Source organism: Bacillus sp. EB106-04-02-XG92, from assembly GCF_058791995.1.
On the sequence record NZ_JBYTEA010000001.1, the window covers coordinates 115,141 to 134,526 of the forward strand.

Annotated in this window: 17 protein-coding genes; all 17 read right to left on the minus strand. The window is 38.1% G+C overall.

Features of this window, described 5'->3' with window-relative positions; translation table 11 throughout:
* Position 1: 1 nt before the first annotated feature.
* The 17 genes from AC3WVA_RS00535 to codY all read right to left on the minus strand — a co-directional run bounded on the left by AC3WVA_RS00535 (position 2) and on the right by codY (position 19,385).
* Positions 2-283: a DUF503 domain-containing protein gene (locus AC3WVA_RS00535; protein WP_071758788.1), complete on the minus strand. Its 282-nt coding sequence runs from the start codon at positions 281-283 to the stop codon at positions 2-4.
* Positions 280-2,340 (minus strand): translation initiation factor IF-2, encoded by a 2,061-nt coding sequence (infB, locus tag AC3WVA_RS00540; RefSeq protein ID WP_048530488.1) that lies wholly within the window; start codon positions 2,338-2,340, stop codon positions 280-282. Before infB ends, AC3WVA_RS00535 begins: the two co-directional genes overlap by 4 nt.
* A 4-nt stretch (positions 2,341-2,344) precedes the next feature.
* Positions 2,345-2,656, minus strand: a complete 312-nt coding sequence (locus tag AC3WVA_RS00545; RefSeq protein WP_001286518.1) for a YlxQ family RNA-binding protein — start codon at positions 2,654-2,656, stop codon at positions 2,345-2,347.
* On the minus strand, positions 2,657-2,929 hold the full coding sequence (gene rnpM, locus AC3WVA_RS00550) for an RNase P modulator RnpM (protein WP_000071128.1): 273 nt from the start codon (positions 2,927-2,929) through the stop codon (positions 2,657-2,659). It abuts the gene before it with no gap.
* Between the two features lie 11 nt (positions 2,930-2,940).
* Positions 2,941-4,047, minus strand: a complete 1,107-nt coding sequence (gene nusA, locus AC3WVA_RS00555) for a transcription termination factor NusA (RefSeq protein ID WP_000102596.1) — start codon at positions 4,045-4,047, stop codon at positions 2,941-2,943.
* A gap of 17 nt (positions 4,048-4,064) precedes the next feature.
* Positions 4,065-4,535, minus strand: a complete 471-nt coding sequence (gene rimP, locus AC3WVA_RS00560; protein WP_000359097.1) for a ribosome maturation factor RimP — start codon at positions 4,533-4,535, stop codon at positions 4,065-4,067.
* Positions 4,536-4,867: 332 nt separating this feature from the next.
* Entirely contained in the window at positions 4,868-9,169 is a 4,302-nt protein-coding gene (locus AC3WVA_RS00565) for a PolC-type DNA polymerase III (protein ID WP_071758787.1), read from the minus strand.
* 124 nt (positions 9,170-9,293) lie between these two features.
* The gene (locus AC3WVA_RS00570) at positions 9,294-10,994 is read right to left on the minus strand and encodes a proline--tRNA ligase (RefSeq protein ID WP_048530491.1); all 1,701 of its coding nucleotides are present in this window, start codon (positions 10,992-10,994) and stop codon (positions 9,294-9,296) included.
* Between the two features lie 109 nt (positions 10,995-11,103).
* Positions 11,104-12,360 carry an RIP metalloprotease RseP gene (gene rseP / locus AC3WVA_RS00575; protein WP_142320943.1) on the minus strand — a complete coding sequence of 419 codons (1,257 nt, stop codon included), beginning with the start codon at positions 12,358-12,360 and terminating at the stop codon, positions 11,104-11,106.
* Between the two features lie 16 nt (positions 12,361-12,376).
* Positions 12,377-13,519 (minus strand): 1-deoxy-D-xylulose-5-phosphate reductoisomerase, encoded by a 1,143-nt coding sequence (dxr, locus tag AC3WVA_RS00580; RefSeq protein WP_016086609.1) that lies wholly within the window; start codon positions 13,517-13,519, stop codon positions 12,377-12,379.
* 23 nt (positions 13,520-13,542) lie between these two features.
* Entirely contained in the window at positions 13,543-14,334 is a 792-nt protein-coding gene (gene cdsA / locus AC3WVA_RS00585; protein ID WP_098345015.1) for a phosphatidate cytidylyltransferase, read from the minus strand.
* A gap of 17 nt (positions 14,335-14,351) precedes the next feature.
* A complete protein-coding gene (uppS, locus tag AC3WVA_RS00590) occupies positions 14,352-15,128 on the minus strand; it encodes an undecaprenyl pyrophosphate synthase (protein ID WP_098345014.1) in 777 nt (258 codons plus the stop codon).
* Positions 15,129-15,213: 85 nt separating this feature from the next.
* Entirely contained in the window at positions 15,214-15,771 is a 558-nt protein-coding gene (gene frr, locus AC3WVA_RS00595; RefSeq protein ID WP_000531501.1) for a ribosome recycling factor, read from the minus strand.
* Positions 15,772-15,773: 2 nt separating this feature from the next.
* Positions 15,774-16,496, minus strand: a complete 723-nt coding sequence (gene pyrH, locus AC3WVA_RS00600; RefSeq protein ID WP_000042663.1) for a UMP kinase — start codon at positions 16,494-16,496, stop codon at positions 15,774-15,776.
* Between the two features lie 66 nt (positions 16,497-16,562).
* Complete coding sequence (gene tsf / locus AC3WVA_RS00605; protein WP_002194822.1) at positions 16,563-17,450, minus strand: translation elongation factor Ts; 888 nt, start codon at positions 17,448-17,450, stop codon at positions 16,563-16,565.
* Between the two features lie 103 nt (positions 17,451-17,553).
* A complete protein-coding gene (rpsB, locus tag AC3WVA_RS00610; RefSeq protein WP_433770205.1) occupies positions 17,554-18,255 on the minus strand; it encodes a 30S ribosomal protein S2 in 702 nt (233 codons plus the stop codon).
* 350 nt (positions 18,256-18,605) lie between these two features.
* Positions 18,606-19,385: a GTP-sensing pleiotropic transcriptional regulator CodY gene (gene codY / locus AC3WVA_RS00615; RefSeq protein ID WP_000421288.1), complete on the minus strand. Its 780-nt coding sequence runs from the start codon at positions 19,383-19,385 to the stop codon at positions 18,606-18,608.
* Position 19,386 lies beyond the last annotated feature (1 nt).

Sequence of the window (19,386 nt, forward strand, 5' to 3'; positions counted from 1 at the left end):
TTCAATACCATTCCAATTGTGTTATCGTACGTTCAATTTCAGGAAATGAATCGATGTACTCAAGTACACGATTCATTTCTTTTTCACAAATAACACGACTGGAGGATACAGAAACAATTGCAATTTCTGTACGTTGCCATACATCTTGATGCCCCACTTCTGAAACAGCTACGTTATAACGCTGTTTCACACGAGTTAGCACCCGTTGCAAAATTGCTCGTTTCTCTTTTAAAGAATGCACATCGTAAATCATACACTCGAATGAGAGTGAAGCGATAATCATCGCTTCACTTCTTCCATAATGTACGCTTCAATGATGTCCCCTTCTTTAAGATCATTATATCGCTCAATTGTAATACCGCACTCATAGTTTTGTGCAACTTCTTTTACGTCATCTTTGAAACGTTTTAACGTATCAAGTTGTCCTTCGAAGATTACTACGCCATCACGGATAATACGCACGCCACTATCACGTGTAATTTTACCGTCTGTTACGTAACAACCTGCGATTGTTCCAACTTTTGTTACTTTAAACGTTTGACGTACTTCTGCTTGACCGATTACTTTTTCTTCGAATTCTGGATCCAGCATACCTTGCATTGCTGATTCGATTTCTTCGATTACTTTATAAATAATACGGTGTAAACGAACATCAACGTTCTCTAATTCAGCTGTACGCTTCGCATTCACATCTGGGCGTACGTTAAATCCAATTACAATTGCATTAGATGCAGAAGCTAAAATGATATCAGATTCTGTGATCGCACCTACGCCTGTATGGATAATTTTAACTTTAACACCTTCAACATCAATTTTACGAAGTGATGCTGCCATTGCTTCTACAGAACCTTGTACGTCTGCTTTCACAATTAAGTTAATTTCTTTTACATCGCCCTCTTGGATTTGTTGGAATAAATCTTCAAGGCTTAATTTAGATTTCTCCCCACGTTGAGCAAGTAACGCTTCTTGTGCACGTGATTCACCGATTTGACGAGCTTTCTTCTCATCAGCGAATGCCATGAAACGATCTCCTGCTTGTGGTACTTCGTTTAAACCTGTAATTTCAACAGGAGTTGATGGACCAGCAACTTTTACACGACGACCAATATCACTTACCATTGCACGAACACGTCCGAATGAAGTACCAACAACGATTGGATCTCCAACTCGAAGCGTACCGTTTTGAACAAGTAATGTCGCGATAGTTCCTTTACCTTTATCAAGCTGTGCTTCAATTACAGTACCAGTTGCATAGCGGTTTGGATTTGCTTTATATTCTTCTACTTCACTTACAAGAAGAATCATTTCTAGTAAGTTGTCGATACCTTCGCCTTGAATCGCAGAGATTGGTACGAAGATAGTATCTCCACCCCATGCTTCCGGAACTAATTCATATTCTGTTAGTTCTTGCATTACGCGATCCGGATTCGCAGCTGGTTTATCCATTTTATTCACAGCAACAATAATTGGTACTCCTGCTGCTTTCGCATGGCTAATTGCTTCAACTGTTTGTGGCATAACACCGTCATCAGCTGCAACAACAAGGATTGTAATATCTGTTACTTGCGCACCACGAGCACGCATCGTTGTAAATGCCGCGTGACCAGGTGTATCTAAGAATGTAATCTTCTTGTCATTTACTTCAACTTGGTATGCACCAATATGTTGAGTAATTCCACCTGCTTCGCCAGCAGTTACTTTTGAATTACGGATAGAGTCAAGTAAAGTTGTTTTACCATGGTCAACGTGTCCCATGATTGTAACTACAGCTGGACGCTCTTTTAAGTTCTCTTCATCATCTTGCTCATCGATGAATGTTTCAAACTCAGTCTCGCTCACAACTACTTCTTCTTCTACTTCAATACCATAATCAGTAGCAATTAATTCAATTGTATCTTTATCTAAGTCTTGGTTAATTGTTGCCATAATTCCAAGCATAAAGAGTTTCTTAATAATTTCAGACGGCTCTTTGCTTAATTTCTTAGCAAGCTCACCTACTGTAAGACTTCCAGAGAAAGTAATTTTATCTGGTGTTTCTACAGTTTGTGTTTGTTGTCTTCCAGCAAAGTTATCTTGACGTTTGTCTTCGTTTCCTTTGCCTTTTTTCTTTTTCTTATTGCTGTTCTTTTTACTACGAACAACTTTTTCTTCTACTTCAAACTCATCTGCAACAGAAGGTTTTTCAGCTTGATACTCATTATCTAATTTGTTTACTACTTCATCGTCTAACATTGTCATATGATTCGAAACCTCGATATTCATTTCTTTTAGTTTTGTCATAAGATCTTTACTTGAGATATTATGTTGTTTTGCATATTCATGCACTCGAATTTTACTCATACCTTCACCCCCGGTAATTTGTATCGAGCATGCTACGCAGCTTTTTCGCAAAGCCTTCATCTAACACAGCTACAACGACTCGCTCATCTCTCCCAATCGCATGCCCTAATTGTTGTCGATTTTCGACCTTTCTCATTGGTACGTTGTAATACGTCGTTTTATCCGTAATACGCTTTGCAGTATTTGCTGACGCATCCTCAGATAGCAAAACGAGTTTTGCCTTACCACTTCGTACTTCTTTTAAAACGAGTTCTTCACCCGAAATAATTTTTCGAGCCCGGTTTGCTAGTCCTAAAAACGATTTCCAATCGGACACTTATTTCGACTCCTTCTCAACAAGCTCAAGAAGTTCTTCATAAAGAGAACTGTCGATTTTCGCTTTTAGATGATGTTCCAATACATTCTTCTTTTGAGCTTGAAGAATGCTTTCTTTATCTTTTGATAAATAAGCACCTCGTCCTGATTTCTTTCCAGTTAAATCAATAGACACTTCTCCCTCTTTGGAACGAACAATGCGAACGAGCTCTCGTTTTGATTTCATTTCTTGCGTTGCAACACATTTTCGTAACGGAACTTTTCGATTGCTCATACTCATCACCTCTATTCGATTTCGTCTTCAACTGAATCGAATCCGAATGCGATTACGCTATCTTCTTCTGTTACAATACCAAGTTGTTTCGCATCAGACTCACTCTTAATATCAATTTTCCAACCTGTTAATTTAGCTGCTAAACGTGCATTTTGTCCACGTTTACCGATAGCTAATGACAGTTGGTGGTCTGGAACAACAACAGTTGTTGCTTTTTCTTCTTCATCTACAAGCACTTTAACAACTTGTGATGGGCTTAAAGCATTAGCAACATATTCTACTGGATCATTTGACCAGCGAACGATGTCAATCTTTTCACCTTTTAGTTCGTCTACAATGCGTTGTACACGTTGTCCTTTCGGTCCTACACAAGAGCCTACTGGATCAACATCAATGTTCTCTGCATGTACAGAGATTTTAGAACGATCGCCTGCTTCACGTGCTACAGAACGAATTTCAACAGTTCCATCATAAATTTCAGGAACTTCCATTTCGAATAAACGTTTTAAAAGACCAGGATGTGTACGTGATACGTAAATTTGTGGTCCTTTTGTTGTTTTTTCTACTTTCGTAATGAATACGCGAATACGATCATGTGGTTTGTACTGTTCGTTCGGCATTTGCTCACTTACAGGTAATAAAGCTTCTACTTTCCCTAAGCTTACATAGATGAAACGAGCATCTTGACGTTGTACGATACCAACCATGATATCTTCTTCACGGTCACTAAACTCAGAATAAATAACACCACGCTCTGCTTCACGCACTCGTTGTGTTACAACTTGTTTTGCAGTTTGTGCTGCAATACGGCCGAAATCTTTTGGTGTTACTTCAATTTCTAGTACGTCACCATCTTGATAGTTCGGGTTAATTTGTCTTGCTTCTTCAACAGAAATTTCAAGACGTGGATCAAACACATTATCAACAACGTCTTTACGTGCTAAAACTTGGATTGTTCCCACTTCTGGGTTAAAGCTCACACGAACGTTTTGTGCTTGGTTAAAATTGCGTTTATAAGCAGAGATTAACGCTGCTTCAATCGCATCAATAATAATATCTTTGCTAATTCCTTTTTCTGACTCTAATACGAGCAAGGCATCTAACAACTCAGTGCTCATGAAGATCCCCCTTCTAACTAAAACGTAACAGCAAGTCGCGCATTTGCAACTTTATCCATTGGAATTTGGATTTCTTTTTTACGTGTTTTAATTGTTAATAATAGTGTAATTGTAGTACCATCGTAGGAAAGCATTTTTCCTTCAAACATCTTTTCGCCATCAATCGGCTCATATGTTTTAATTGCCACTTGTTTTCCTACCGCTTGCTGGAAGTCTTTCTCTTTCTTTAATGGGCGTTCTGCTCCAGGAGATGACACATCCAAAAAGTAAAGATGAGGAATTGGATCCTCTTTATCTAAAGCTTCGCTTAAACGTTCACTCACCGCACCGCATTCTTCAATGTCGACTCCCTTTTCAGAATCGATGAATACGCGTAAGAACCAGTCTTGTCCTTCTTTCACATACTCTACATCTACAAGTTCAAGATTTAACTCTTCAACGATTGGCTGCGCAAATGCTTCTACAACTTCTGTGACTTTCTTATCCATAAACAGCCTCCTTCCTGCCGCCATGTACCATTTACAAGAAAAGACTCCGTCCATAGAACGGTCTATCTTATTCTTTCTCGTTAGCTAACAAAAGCCCCTGCCGTTAAGCAGGGAATATCTGTCTTAGTATTACCAAATTTAAGAAGTAAAACTTGTAACAAAATATGTATATACGACAGAAATTTCTTACCTTTCCACATCAATAAAATGTAGATAGTAACACGAAAGAGTGGGTTTCCCCACTCTTTTTTTCACACAATATACATGACATGGTTATCTCGGTTAATAGTATACCATAGCAAATATTGATTTGCAAAGACTTTTCCTACCTACTAGAACAGAGATAACTGGTTTTGATCAGGTAAATCTCCTAGGCAACCTTGACTATCTAAATACTCAATAATTGTTTTTGAAACCTTACTGCGCTGCTGCAGATCTTCTTTTGATAAGAAATCTCCATTTTTGCGTGCTTCTACAATACTTAAAGCTGCGTTTGTACCAAGACCAGGCACTGCATTAAATGGAGGAATTAAAGTATCCCCATCAATAATAAAGTCTGTCGCATGTGAGCGATATAAATCAACTTTTTGGAATGAGTATCCACGCTCACACATTTCAAGTGTCATTTCTAGTACCGTTAATAAACTCTTCTCTTTCGGCGCTGCATCCAAACCTTTTTGCGCAATTTCATCAATTCTTGCACGTATAGATGCTGAACCTTTTGCCATTGCCTCTACGTCGAAGTCATCTGCACGAACCGTAAAGTATGCGGCATAGAATAGAAGGGCGAAATGTACTTTAAAGTATGCGATACGCACAGCCATAAGTACGTACGCAGCCGCATGGGCTTTAGGGAACATGTATTTAATCTTCTTACATGAATCAATATACCAACCAGGTACATTATTAGTTTTCATGTCCTCTTCCCATTCTTCTGGTACACCTTTACCTTTACGAACCGACTCCATGATTTTGAAGGCTAATGATGGGTCTAAACCTTGATAGATTAAATATACCATGATGTCATCACGACAACCGATAACTTCACTCAGTGTACATGTACCGTTATAAATTAACTCGTTTGCATTACCAAGCCATACGTCCGTACCATGCGATAGTCCAGAAATTTGGACTAACTCTGAGAATGTCGTCGGTTTCGTCTCTTCTAACATCTGCCTTACGAATTTCGTACCAAACTCTGGTATACCAAGCGTACCTGTTTTACAGTTAATTTGTTCTTCCGTTACCCCTAATGATTCTGGACCTGAGAAAATTTTCATTACTTCTGGATCGTCCGTTGGGATTGTTTTCGGATCAATACCACTTAAATCTTGTAACATACGAATAACAGTCGGATCATCGTGTCCTAGTATATCGAGTTTCAATAAATTATCATGAATTGAGTGGAAATCAAAGTGTGTCGTTCGCCACTCAGCCCCTATTGAATCTGCCGGAAACTGTATTGGTGAGAAATCAAAGATGTCCATATAATCTGGCACAACGATAATACCACCTGGATGCTGTCCGGTTGTACGTTTTACACCGGTACATCCTGCTACTAAACGGTCAATCTCTGCATTTCGAATCGTTAAGTTATGATCATTTGCATAACCTTTTACATATCCATAAGCCGTTTTTTCCGCAACTGTACCAATCGTTCCTGCACGATATACGTAATCCTCACCGAACAGTACTTTCGTATAGTTATGGGCACGTGGTTGGTATTCCCCGGAGAAATTCAAATCAATATCGGGTACCTTATCTCCTTTAAATCCAAGGAACGTTTCGAACGGAATATCATGTCCATCTTTTACGTATGGAACATTACATGTAGGACAATCTTTATCTGGTAAGTCAAAACCAGAGCCTACAGAACCATCATTAAAGAATTCTGATTGCTTACACTTCGGACATACATAGTGTGGTGGTAATGGATTTACTTCTGTAATTTCCATCATCGTTGCTACGAATGATGAACCTACCGATCCACGCGAACCTACTAAATATCCGTCTACTAATGATTTTTTTACAAGTTTATGTGAAATTAAATAAATTACGGCGAATCCATGCCCAATTATACTTTTTAATTCTTTCTCTAGACGTGCTTCTACAATTTCAGGTAACTCTTCACCATAAATGCTACGCGCCATTTCATAGCTCATATCACGCGTTTCATCATCTGCACCTTCAATTTTCGGAGTATATAAATCATCTTTTACTGGATGAACATCGCCAATTAATGATGCAACCTTTTGTGTATTCGTTACGACAATTTCTTTCGCTACGTCTTCACCTAAGAATGAGAAACACTCTAACATTTCATCCGTTGTACGGAAATGTACAGGTGGCAATGAATGTCGGTTTAACGGATTGGCTCCGCCCTGCGAACTAACTAAAATTTTACGATACATTGCATCTTCTGGATCTAAGTAATGCACGTTTCCGGTAGCGACAACGGGTTTATCTAACGTCTCACCTAGTTTAACTAAGTTAGAAATAATTGTTTTTAATTGTCCTTCATCTCGAACGAGTTCACGCTCTACTAAATGACGTAACACATCTGGCGGCATGACTTCAATGTAATCATAGAACTGCGCAATTTCTTCTACCTCTTCAGGTGCTTTTTGCATCATTGCCTCAAACACTTCACCTTTATCACAAGCCGTTCCTACTAAAATTCCTTCACGGTATTTTTTTAATAGTGACCTCGGTACTCGTGGTACACGGTAAAAGTAATTTAAGTGAGAGTATGAAACAAGTTTATATAAATTTTTCAATCCAACATCTGATGTAGCAAGTAATGTCATATGACTTGGACGCCCGCGCTTATAAGCATCCCCTTGCCCCATACTATCATTTAACTGATCGTGATATTCAAATCCTTTTTCAATCACATCTTTTAACATCTTCACAAGTAAATATCCCGTTGCTTCTGTATCATAAATTGCACGGTGATGTTGCGTTAATTCAATATCAAGCTTTTTACACATCGTATTTAATCGATGGTTTTTCATTTCTGGGAATAAGAATCGTGCAAGTTCTAACGTATCTATTACTGGATTTGTTGTTTTTTCTAAACCAGCTTTTTTAAATCCTACGTTAATAAAGCCCATATCGAAACTTGCGTTATGAGCAACAAGTGTATGGTCGCCCATCCATTCCTCAAACTTTTTAAACACCTCGTCCACTTCTGGTGCATCAGTTAACATATCATCTGTAATACCTGTTAGTTCAATAATCGTTGCCGATAATGGTTGATGCGGATTTGCAAAAGATTCAAAGCGGTCAATAATTTCGCCACCTTTTACTTTTACAGCAGCTAACTCAATAACAGTGTCATACACAGCAGATAAGCCTGTCGTCTCAACGTCAAAGACAACATATGTTTCATCTGCAAGTAGTCGATGCGCTTCGTTATATGCAATCGGTACACCATCATTAACTAAATTTGCCTCGACACCGTATATGACTTTAATCCCAGCCTTTTTACCCGCAGAATATGCTTCTGGGAAAGACTGTGCAACAGCATGGTCTGTTACCGCAATAGCCTCATGCCCCCATTTACCCGCTTGAGCCACAAGTCTAGAAACAGGAGTAACTGCGTCCATTTGGCTCATCGGTGTATGAAGATGCAACTCTACACGTTTTTCACCTTCTGGTGCTTTATCTTTACGAGACGGTCCCGTTATTTCATTAATATCATTTGCGATCATTACTAAATCTCGAACGAATGTATCATTTTGAACAGAACCACGTGCTTTTACCCACATTCCTTTTTTCAAGGACTGCAGCATTGGAATATCTTCTTTGTCACGCGAGAACATTTTGATCATAATAGAATCCGTATAATCTGTTATTTTTAGAGTTAATAACGTACGTCCACTACGAAGCTCTTTCGTTTCTACATGGAAGACATAACCTTGAACTGTTTTTCTTCTTTCTTCATCTTGAATTTCTCGCATCGGTGTAATCTCTTCGTCTGGCTTAATAAGATACCCGAGTGTAATCGGTCCTTCATGCACGACGCTGCTTTCTTCAGCTTGCTTCTTCGCCATTTCTTCCATAGCTTGTATAACACGTTCACGGTCTTCTTGCTGCGTTTGCTCACGAAACTTTTGCATTTCTTCTGTATTTTGCTGTATATGTGTGTCTAACTGGAAACGCGGGAATCCAAAAGCTTCGTATTGATCCCCTACTGGTTTCGCAACGTTTTTCTTTAAAGCAGTAGATTCCAGTTCATTATTCACATTTATAAGCAACTTCACGCCATTCACCTGCGGAAGCTGCTTCTTTAAGTAAGCAAACATAGGTGAAAATGTAATCCGTTCCGTACAAAGTGGCCAATACGCCCTCACTTCTTCTTCTGTAAATTGTTTATTCTCTGTTTCTAATGCAAATGTTGTTCTTGCAATATGAGAAAATGATTGCTTAAGCTTTGTTTCTAGCAATTCATATAATTCTGTAGGCAAAATACGTGGCACTTGTAAATTAAAATGCCAACTTTTATTTGCTTTATCAATAACGAGCCTTTCAATACCACCGCCTTGTAAATATTGATTTATTAGGTCGTCTGGTATTTGCAACTGCTGAAGCAAAATTTGAAATCGCTCTTGTTGTTCATTTGTTAAAGACATAAGCACTCTCCTTCCATTTGCTATTATAAATTGAAACGTACTACAAAGAAAGATTTCTCCCTTCTTCTTTTACAAAATACGTTTACAAAGAAAGAGAAGGTACCCCATTACGAGGTACCTCTTCTTATTTTAAAATATTAGCAATATATGTTTGAAGTTCTTCTACTTTCACTTCTTCAGACTCGCCTGTAGCGCGTACTTTCACTTCTACAATACCTTCGTCTGCTTTTTTACCAACTGTCACGCGAACCGGAAGGCCGAATAAATCTGCATCCGCAAATTTAACACCTGCACGTTCTGCACGATCATCTAGTAATACTTCATATCCTTGCTCTTGTAATGAGTTGTAGATGTTTTCACCCGTTTCACGTTGTGCATCGGATTTCATATTAACTGGAATTACATGCACATGGAAAGGTGCAACAGCTTTTGGCCAAACTAAACCATTCTCATCATTAAACTGCTCTGCAATTGCTGCCACTGTACGAGATACCCCGATACCGTAACAACCCATAATAAGTGGTTGTGTTTTTCCGTTTTCATCTAGGAATGTTGCATTCATTGCTTCACTATAACGAGTTCCTAATTTGAATACATGACCAACTTCAATTCCACGTGCGAAAAGAATTGTTCCATTTCCATCTGGAGATTGGTCTCCTTCTTGAATGAAACGTAAATCTGTATATTGACTCACTTTAAAGTCACGTTCTGGATTTACATTTACATAATGGAATCCTTCTTCATTCGCTCCTGAACATCCGTTAACAATTGATGCTACAGCATGGTCAGCGATAATTTCGATATCACCTGTTACACCAATCGGTCCTAATGAACCAACTTCACAATTTAATAGTTCTTTTACTTCTTCATGAGAAGCAAGCTCAACAACTGAAGCACCGTATACATTTTTCACTTTTACATCGTTTACTTCATGATCACCACGAACAAGTACAACTACTAATTTCTCATCTACTTTAAATACCATAGACTTAATGCACTTGTCAGCTTCAATGTTTAAGAATGCAGATACTTCTTCAATTGCTTTTTGGTCTGGTGTTGCTACTTTTTCAAGTGCTTTTTCTGCTTCGTCACTCTTCGTATACGCAGCTACAACAGGAGCCATTTCGATATTTGCTGCATAATCAGATGTATCAGAGTATGCAATTGTATCTTCACCAACATCAGATAATACCATAAATTCATGTGTATCTTTTCCGCCCATTGCACCAGAATCAGCAATAACCGCACGGAAATTCAAACCACAACGAGCAAAAATGTTAGAGTATGCTTTGTATAAGCGATCGTACACTTCATCTAAGCTCTCTTGTGTAGCATGGAAAGAGTATGCATCTTTCATTAGAAACTCTCTTCCGCGTAATAAACCGAAACGAGGTCTTTGTTCATCACGGAATTTTGTTTGGATTTGGTATAATGTTAACGGTAATTTTTTATATGACTTCACTTCATCTCGTACAAGATCCGTAATTACTTCCTCGTGGGTCGCTCCTAATGCGAATTCACGAGCGTTACGATCTTTCATACGCATTAATTCAGATCCGTAAGAATACCAACGGCCTGATTCTTGCCATAATTCTGCAGCTTGCATCGCTGGCATTAATAATTCTACAGCACCTGCGCGCTCCATTTCTTCTCGAACGATACGTTCTACTTTGTGTAGTACTTTTAAACCAAATGGTAGAAAACTATAAATACCAGAAGCATTTTGACGCATAAAACCTGCACGAAGTAATAACTGATGACTCTTAATCTCCGCATCAGCTGGAACTTCACGTAATGTAGGACTGAATACCATACTTTGTTTCATCTATTCGCACCTCTTCATTTTACTCTTACACGCAGTAAAACCCCTCACCTCGAGTTAGGTGAGGGATTTTATTCTACGAGCTCTATTTCATTATAAGTTTCACTTTATTTTACAAGAAAAACTTACGAATGTCATTCCAAGTTACAACTAACATAAGTAACATTAATAATGCAAAACCAATAAAGTGAACCATTCCTTCTTTTTGACGATCAATTGGTTTCCCTCGTAATGCTTCAATTAAGAAGAAGAACAAACGTCCGCCGTCTAAAGCTGGAACTGGTAGTAGATTAAATAAACCAAGGTTTATACTTAATACTGCTGCTAAACTTAATACACGCGTAAATCCATAATCTACAACTTGATCTGTTAGATTATAAATTCCTACTGGACCTGACAACTCATTAATAGAGAATTGACCAGTTACTAATTTCACAAGAGACTCAAAAATTAGTTTCGTCCATTGGTATGTTTGTTCAAAACCTGATTTAATAGAACCCATTACCGTTTTCTCTACTGGAGAGTAAACACCAATTCTACCAACCTCTTCTTTACCTTCTTTATCAAGCGTTGGCGTTACCTTCACATTAAACTGTTCACTATCACGCTTTATTTGTAACGTAATTTCCTTATTCGGGTTTTCACGTACAATGGTAACAACATCTTTCCATGTACTTGTGTTTTTCCCATCAATTGCTTGAATTGTATCATTTTCTTTTAATCCAGCTTGCTCTGCTGCACTATTCTCCATTATTTTTCCGACCATTGGCTTGTCAACAGGTACACCTTGTACAAATCCAAGAATCACAAAAATAACAAATGCTAAAATGAAGTTCATTGCAGGACCTGCAAAGATTGTTAAGGCACGTTGACCTAATTTCTTAGAGCCAAACTGCCTATTATACGGAGCAATTTGAATTTCTTCACCAGCAGTAATAATACGAGCCTTTTCATTCACTTGGAATGTTTGAAGCTCTTCCTCGTACTCTTCGTAGCCCGAAATTGTTAAATTATGTTCTAAATCAGCTTGTTCCACTTCAATAACGCGAACATTTGGATACTTTTCATATCCATCAAAAACTAATTTGGCAACTTCGTCTTTTTCATTTAATACAAGGCCAACCTTTTTCCCAGGCTTTAACTCAACTGTATCTGCATCCTCGCCAGCCATTCTTACATAGCCACCAAGGGGCAGTAATCGAATCGTATACACCGTTTCATTCTTTTCAAATGAGAATATTTTCGGACCAAAACCAATCGCAAACTCACGGCATAAAATACCTGCTCTTTTTGCGAAATATAGATGCCCTAGCTCATGGAAAAATACGAGTGCACCGAAAATTAATATAAAGGCAATCGCTGTATTCAATTCCATACCACCTTTGCTAAATTTGTTCCATCACAAACCGTCTTGTGGCTGCATCAATTTCCAGAATTTCCTCTAAGCTCGGACGTGCAATGACATTGTGATGGTTCATTGCTTTTTCAATGAGGTCTTCAACTGTTAAGAAACCAATTCTCTTTTGTAAAAAAGCTTCAACAGCTACTTCATTCGCTGCATTCATTACAGCTGGCATACTTCCGCCTGCTTTTCCAGCTTCATACGCAAAGCGCAAGCAACGGAAACGTTCTTGGTTCATTTTCTCAAAATGCAATGTACCCATTTCCCATAAATTTAACTGCTTTGTGTCTGAAAGAGGTAATCGATCAGGATATGTAAGTGCGTATTGAATTGGTACTCGCATATCAGGTGAGCCAAGCTGCGCCATCACACTACGATCTTCAAATTCAACCATAGAATGAATAATACTTTCTTTATGTAAAACAACATCGATTTGCTCATAAGGGATACCAAAAAGCCAATGTGCTTCAATTACTTCTAGCCCCTTATTCATCATTGTAGCAGAATCAATTGTAATTTTCGAACCCATTGACCAGTTTGGATGTCGAAGCGCATCTTCTACGGTCACATGATGCAATTCATCTCTCGTTTTATCACGGAAACTTCCTCCAGAAGCCGTAATAATTAGTCGAGAAATTCTTTTTTCATTTTCACCATTCAAGCATTGAAAAATAGCTGAATGTTCACTGTCTACTGGAAGTAACGAAACATTATGTTTTCGTGCTGCTTCCATTACAAGATGCCCTGCAGTTACTAACGTTTCTTTGTTTGCAATTCCAATTGTTTTTTTCGCCTCAATTGCACGAAGTGTTGGTAACAACCCTACGCTACCTACAACAGCATTTACTACAATCTCCGCATCTGGATGTAATGCTACTTCTAAAAGCCCTTCACTACCATATACAATTTTTGTATTACCAGAAACAGCTTGTAGTTTTAAAACATCTTCCTCTCTTTGCACAGAGACGATTTGCGGAGAAAATTCTTGAATTACCTTTACTGCGTAGTCAATATTTTTCCCTACAGAAAAAGCAACGAGACGGAATTGGTCTGGGTGCGAACGTAATACATCTAATGTTTGTGTACCAATTGATCCGCTTGCACCTAATAAACTAATGTTTTTCATGACTCCAACCCCTCGTTCATTCATTAATTGTATTGTAATAAGAAGTAGAGAATTGGTAAAACGAATAACCAACTATCTGTTCGATCTAATATACCACCATGTCCAGGTAAAATTGTACCTGAATCCTTTACGCCATAATGACGTTTAAATGCAGATTGTACTAAATCACCAATTTGTCCAAAAATAGAAATGATAATTGCCAACACAATTAAAATCCCTACATTAGCCTCAACTGGGAAGAACATATTGTAAACAAGTGCCACAATAATCCCACAAACGATACCGCCTAGTGAACCTTCTATCGTTTTATTTGGACTAATTTCTGGCCATAATTTTCTTTTTCCTAATGCTTTCCCTACGAAATATGCGCCTGAATCCGTAGCCCATATAACAAATAATGCGCAAAACACATATTTAATTCCTAAAATTCTCGTTTCATTCAAATATAGGAATCCCATTGCAACATATGTTGTTGCCATTAGTAAAAAGGAAGCATGGTCAAAAGTAAATGTATTCTTAGAAAGGACTGTATATGATAAAAGTAATAAAACAATCACAAATGTGATTTCTAATTTACCTAATCCAATCCAAGTAAACAGTTCTGATGCACTACTTGGAATTAAAATAACCCATAATAATACTGCAGCTAAAACTGTTGGTACTGAAATAAGCGTAAGCTTATTCATACGAATTAATTCATATAAACCTATAGAAGCAAGTGCATACACTAAAACCGTAAAAGGCACGCCACCGTAAATTACGATGGGAATGAATAGCGCGGCAGCAACCACTCCAGTAATAATTCTCTGTTTCACTACCAAACCCTCTCTTTCTACACGCCTCCGAATCTGCGCCCTCTATGTTGAAAGTCTGTAATCGCATTTAGCAAATGTTCCTCGGTAAAATCTGGCCAATACACATCTGTAAACCAAAATTCCGAATATGCAATTTGCCATAACATGAAATTACTAATACGTAGCTCTCCGCTCGTACGGATTAACAACTCTGGGTCAGGTAAAGAACTCGTCATTAAGTAGGAAGAAAGCATTTCTTCACTTACATCTTCAACACGAATTTTCCCTTCCTCACTATCTTTCATCATATGTTGCACAGCAGAAACGATTTCATCTCGACTTCCATAGTTTAACGCGAAATTCAGAATTAATCCCGTATTCTCTTTCGTATCTTCCATGGCCTTCTCCATCGCTCTGCGTGTATGCGTAGGGAGACGATCTTGTTGCCCTATTACTCGGACTTGTACGTTCTCTTCAATCAATTCTGGTAAAAATGTACCTAAAAATTCTTCCGGAAGCCTCATTAAATAATCAACTTCCTTTTTCGGTCTTTTCCAGTTCTCAGTTGAAAAAGCATAAAGAGTTAATACTTTCACATTAAGTTTGCTTGCAAATTTTGTAATTTTCTTTACAACTTGCATGCCTTCATGATGTCCCGCAATACGAGGCATCGCTCTCCTCTTTGCCCATCTTCCATTACCATCCATAATGATAGCAATATGTTCCGGGATGTATCCTTTTTTCACTTCTTCAACGAGATGATCAAACGATGTGTCCTTTTTACCTTTAAAAAAAGGAAAGTTTTTAAACATCATTCATACCCTCCAGCAAGCAGACGTATGCCTAAAAGTGTAAAAAGACCCCCTTAAGAAGAGGGTCATATTTGCGAAAGTATCGCTATTACACTTCCATGATTTCTTTTTCTTTGTTTTTTGCGATTTCGTCAACTTTTGCAATATATTTATCTGTTTCTTTTTGGATATCTTCAGTATATCCTCTTAAATCATCTTCTGTAATCTCGCCAGCTTTTTCAAGCTTCTTAAGATCATCGTTACCGTCACGACGTACGTTACGAACAGCAACTTTTGCTTCTTCAGCATATTTTTTCACAACTTTAACAAGATCACGACGACGCTCTTCAGTTAATGCAGGGAATGCAATACGAATTACAGTTCCGTCATTAGAAGGGTTTAAGCCTAAATCTGCTTTTAAAATTGCTTTTTCGATATCACCGATAGAAGTTTTATCATAAGGTTGAATTACAAGTAAACGTGCTTCTGGAACTGTAATGTTCGCTAATTGCACAACTGGTGTTGGTGCACCATAGTAATCGACTTGTACTTTATCTAATACTGACGCATTTGCACGGCCAGCACGAACTGTTGCTAATTCACGAGAATAAGCAGCAACTGCTTTTTCCATTTTTTCATTTGAAGACTTCAATACTTGTTGTCCCATATTTATTTCCCCCTTACAACTGTTCCGATATTTTCGCCTAAAACGGCACGTTTAATATTACCTTTTTCCATAACTGAGAATACAATTAATGGAATGTCATTATCCATACATAGAGAAGAAGCTGTAGAATCCATTACACCTAAACCTTCTTTTAATACATCTAAGTAAGTAAGCGTTTCGTATTTCGTAGCTGTTGGATCAATAGATGGGTCCGCATTGTATACGCCATCTACATTGTTTTTCGCCATTAAAATTACGTCTGCTTCAATTTCTGCCGCACGTAATGCTGCTGTTGTATCTGTAGAGAAGTATGGATTACCTGTACCTGCTGCAAAGATTACAACACGTTTCTTCTCTAAGTGACGAACTGCTTTACGACGAATGTAAGGCTCTGCCACTTGACGCATTTCGATTGAAGTTTGTACGCGAGTTTGAATTCCGATGTTCTCTAAGCTATCTTGAAGAGCTAATGAATTCATAACTGTCGCTAACATGCCCATGTAATCTGCTCCTGCACGATCCATGCCCATCTCACTTCCAATTTTTCCACGCCAAATGTTACCGCCACCAACAACAACAGCAACCTCTACATCAAGTTCTGCAATTTCTTTCACTTGTTCCGCAACTGATTTAATAACAGCTGGGTTAATTCCAAATCCTTGCTCGCCAGCTAAAGCTTCTCCACTCAGCTTTAAAACGACACGATTATATTTCGGTTTACTCATAATGAACCTCCAATTGCTTACATCTTTATTTTAAAAAAGGGAACACAATGTGTTCCCTAATCTGTATTAGTTACTACCTTTTACTTGGTTCATTACTTCTTCAGCAAAGTTGTCTTCGCGTTTTTCGATACCTTCACCAACAGCGTAGCGAACGAATCCTTTTAATGTTCCGCCTTTAGACTCAACGAACTGACGAACTTTCATATCAGGGTTTTTAACGAATGCTTGGTCAAGTAAGCAAATTTCTTCAAAGAATTTGCCAAGACGGCCTTCAACCATTTTTGCAACGATTTTTTCAGGCTTGCCTTCGTTTAATGCTTGTTGTGTTAATACTTGACGCTCATGCTCAACTTCTTCAGCTGTTACAGCATCGCGGTCGATGTATTTAGGGTTAACTGCAGCGATGTGCATTGCAACATCTTTAGCAGCTGCTTCATCAGTAGAACCTTCAAGAACTGTTAGAACACCAATGCGTCCACCCATGTGTAGGTAAGCACCGAATGCATCTGCATCAGTTTTTGTTACGATTTCGAAACGACGAAGTGTAAGTTTTTCACCAATTTTAGCGATTGCTTCGTTGATGTGCTCTTCTACTTTTTTGCCGTTTTCCATTGTTTGAGCCATAGCTTCTTCAACGTTAGCTGGTTTGTTAGCTAATAAGTGAGCAGCTAATTCTTTAATTAATGTTTGGAAACCTTCGTTTTTCGCAACGAAATCAGTTTCAGAGTTTAATTCTAAGATTAAACCGTCGTTACCGTTTGTTTCGATGAAAGTTAAACCTTCAGCAGCGATGCGGTCTGCTTTTTTAGCAGCTTTCGCGATACCTTTTTCACGTAAGAAGTCAATTGCCTTCTCCATGTCGCCATTAGTTTCTGTTAAAGCTTTTTTGCAGTCCATCATACCTGCGCCAGTTTTTTCACGTAATTCTTTTACCATTTGTGCAGTGATTGCCATAGTTTTCATCCTCCTAAAATATGTATTTATACCTTTAATAAAGGTGTTTATACCTTAAAAAAGGTGATAAAAGGCCGAACCCCTTATCACCTTTCCAACTTTGTTACGCAGTAACAGTTTCTTCACCTTGTTTTGCTTCAAGGATCGCGTCTGCCATTTTAGATGTAAGAAGTTTTACAGCACGAATTGCATCATCGTTTGCTGGGATAACGTGATCGATTTCGTCTGGATCACAGTTTGTATCAACGATACCGATGATTGGAATGTGTAATTTGCGTGCTTCAGCAACTGCAATACGCTCTTTACGAGGGTCTACTACGAATAATGCACTTGGAAGACCTTTCATATCTTTAATACCGCCTAAGAATTTCTCAAGACGCTCTAACTCTTTTTTAAGTTGAACAACTTCTTTCTTAGGAAGTACTTCGAAAGTACCATCTTCTTGCATTCTTTCGATGTCTTTAAGACGCTTGATACGCTTTTGGATTGTTTGGAAGTTTGTTAAAGTTCCACCTAACCAACGTTGGTTAACGAAGTACATACCAGCACGAGTTGCTTCTTCTTTAATAGCTTCTTGTGCTTGTTTTTTAGTACCTACGAATAAGATGTCTCCGCCTTCAGAAGCGATGTCGCGCATCGTTCTGTAAGCTTCCTCAACTTTTTTCACAGTTTTTTGTAAGTCGATGATGTAGATACCGTTACGCTCTGTGAAAATGTAACGCTTCATTTTTGGGTTCCAACGACGAGTTTGATGTCCGAAATGAACACCAGCTTCAAGCAATTGCTTCATAGAAATTACTGACATAATATAGTTCCTCCTAAATGGTTTTTGATATCCTCCGTTTACTTCATCTCTAAGCGAAACTACAAACGTAGCACCAACACTTAAATCAGTAAACGTGTGTACTTTGTACTGACACCACTGCTTACTATATCATACTGAAATATTACAAGCAAGTTGAAAATGCGAACAATGTAAAACTTTCTTTGTTCATACTCGAATTCTAGTATTACCAACCTGTATTTCTTTTAAGCAAAAAAGCGAAATTCAATTCATAGCTTTTCCAAAAAACACGATTATGACGCTATTTTCAACCAAAAGCACTCTTTTATACACAAAAAACTCCCCTCAAAAAATGAGGAGAGTTTTATAAATTAGTTTGTTTTTAATTTAGCAAGTTCATGTAAGAATTTGTCGTTTAATACTTTAATGTATGTTCCTTTCATACCTAAAGAACGCGACTCAATTACACCAGCACTCTCTAATTTACGAAGTGCATTTACGATTACAGAACGAGTAATTCCTACGCGGTCAGCGATTTTACTTGCAACAAGTAAACCTTCTGTTCCATTTAATTCTTCGAAGATGTGCTCAATTGCTTCTAACTCACTGTAAGATAATGAGCTGATCGCCATTTGAACAACAGCTTTACTACGTGCTTCTTCTTCGATTTCTTCCGCTTTTTCACGTAAAATTTCCATACCTACAACAGTTGAGCTGTACTCAGCAAGAATTAAATCATCGTCTAAGAACTCTTGACCAAGACGAGCTAACACTAGTGTACCTAGACGCTCACCGCCACCAACGATTGGTACGATTGTAGTTAAACCTTGACCGAATAATTCTTTATTTTCTACTGGGAATGCTGTGTAAGCACTATTTACATCTAAGTTTGAAGATGTTTCTGTAATGTTGAATAAGCTTTGTGTATACTCTTCTGGGAATTGACGCTCTGCAAGCATTTGTTTCATACGCTCATTCTCAATTTGTTGGTGAATTGCATAACCTAGTAATTTACCACGACGGCTTACTACGAATACGTTCGCTTCGATTACTTCACACATTGTGTCAGACATTTCTCTAAAGTTTACAGGCTTTCCTGCTGCGCTCTGTAATAACGCATTTAATTTTCTTGTTTTTGCTAATAATTCCATT

Coding starts and splice junctions, on each gene's coding strand:
- AC3WVA_RS00535 (WP_071758788.1), bottom strand. CDS start 283: ATGATTATCGCTTCACTCTCATTCGAGTGTATGATTTACGATGTGCAT.
- infB (WP_048530488.1), bottom strand. CDS start 2,340: ATGAGTAAAATTCGAGTGCATGAATATGCAAAACAACATAATATCTCA.
- rnpM (WP_000071128.1), bottom strand. CDS start 2,929: ATGAGCAATCGAAAAGTTCCGTTACGAAAATGTGTTGCAACGCAAGAA.
- nusA (WP_000102596.1), bottom strand. CDS start 4,047: ATGAGCACTGAGTTGTTAGATGCCTTGCTCGTATTAGAGTCAGAAAAA.
- rimP (WP_000359097.1), bottom strand. CDS start 4,535: ATGGATAAGAAAGTCACAGAAGTTGTAGAAGCATTTGCGCAGCCAATC.
- AC3WVA_RS00565 (WP_071758787.1), bottom strand. CDS start 9,169: ATGTCTTTAACAAATGAACAACAAGAGCGATTTCAAATTTTGCTTCAG.
- AC3WVA_RS00570 (WP_048530491.1), bottom strand. CDS start 10,994: ATGAAACAAAGTATGGTATTCAGTCCTACATTACGTGAAGTTCCAGCT.
- dxr (WP_016086609.1), bottom strand. CDS start 13,519: ATGAAAAACATTAGTTTATTAGGTGCAAGCGGATCAATTGGTACACAA.
- uppS (WP_098345014.1), bottom strand. CDS start 15,128: ATGATGTTTAAAAACTTTCCTTTTTTTAAAGGTAAAAAGGACACATCG.
- frr (WP_000531501.1), bottom strand. CDS start 15,771: ATGGGACAACAAGTATTGAAGTCTTCAAATGAAAAAATGGAAAAAGCA.
- pyrH (WP_000042663.1), bottom strand. CDS start 16,496: ATGAGTAAACCGAAATATAATCGTGTCGTTTTAAAGCTGAGTGGAGAA.
- tsf (WP_002194822.1), bottom strand. CDS start 17,450: ATGGCAATCACTGCACAAATGGTAAAAGAATTACGTGAAAAAACTGGC.
- rpsB (WP_433770205.1), bottom strand. CDS start 18,255: ATGTCAGTAATTTCTATGAAGCAATTGCTTGAAGCTGGTGTTCATTTC.
- codY (WP_000421288.1), bottom strand. CDS start 19,385: ATGGAATTATTAGCAAAAACAAGAAAATTAAATGCGTTATTACAGAGC.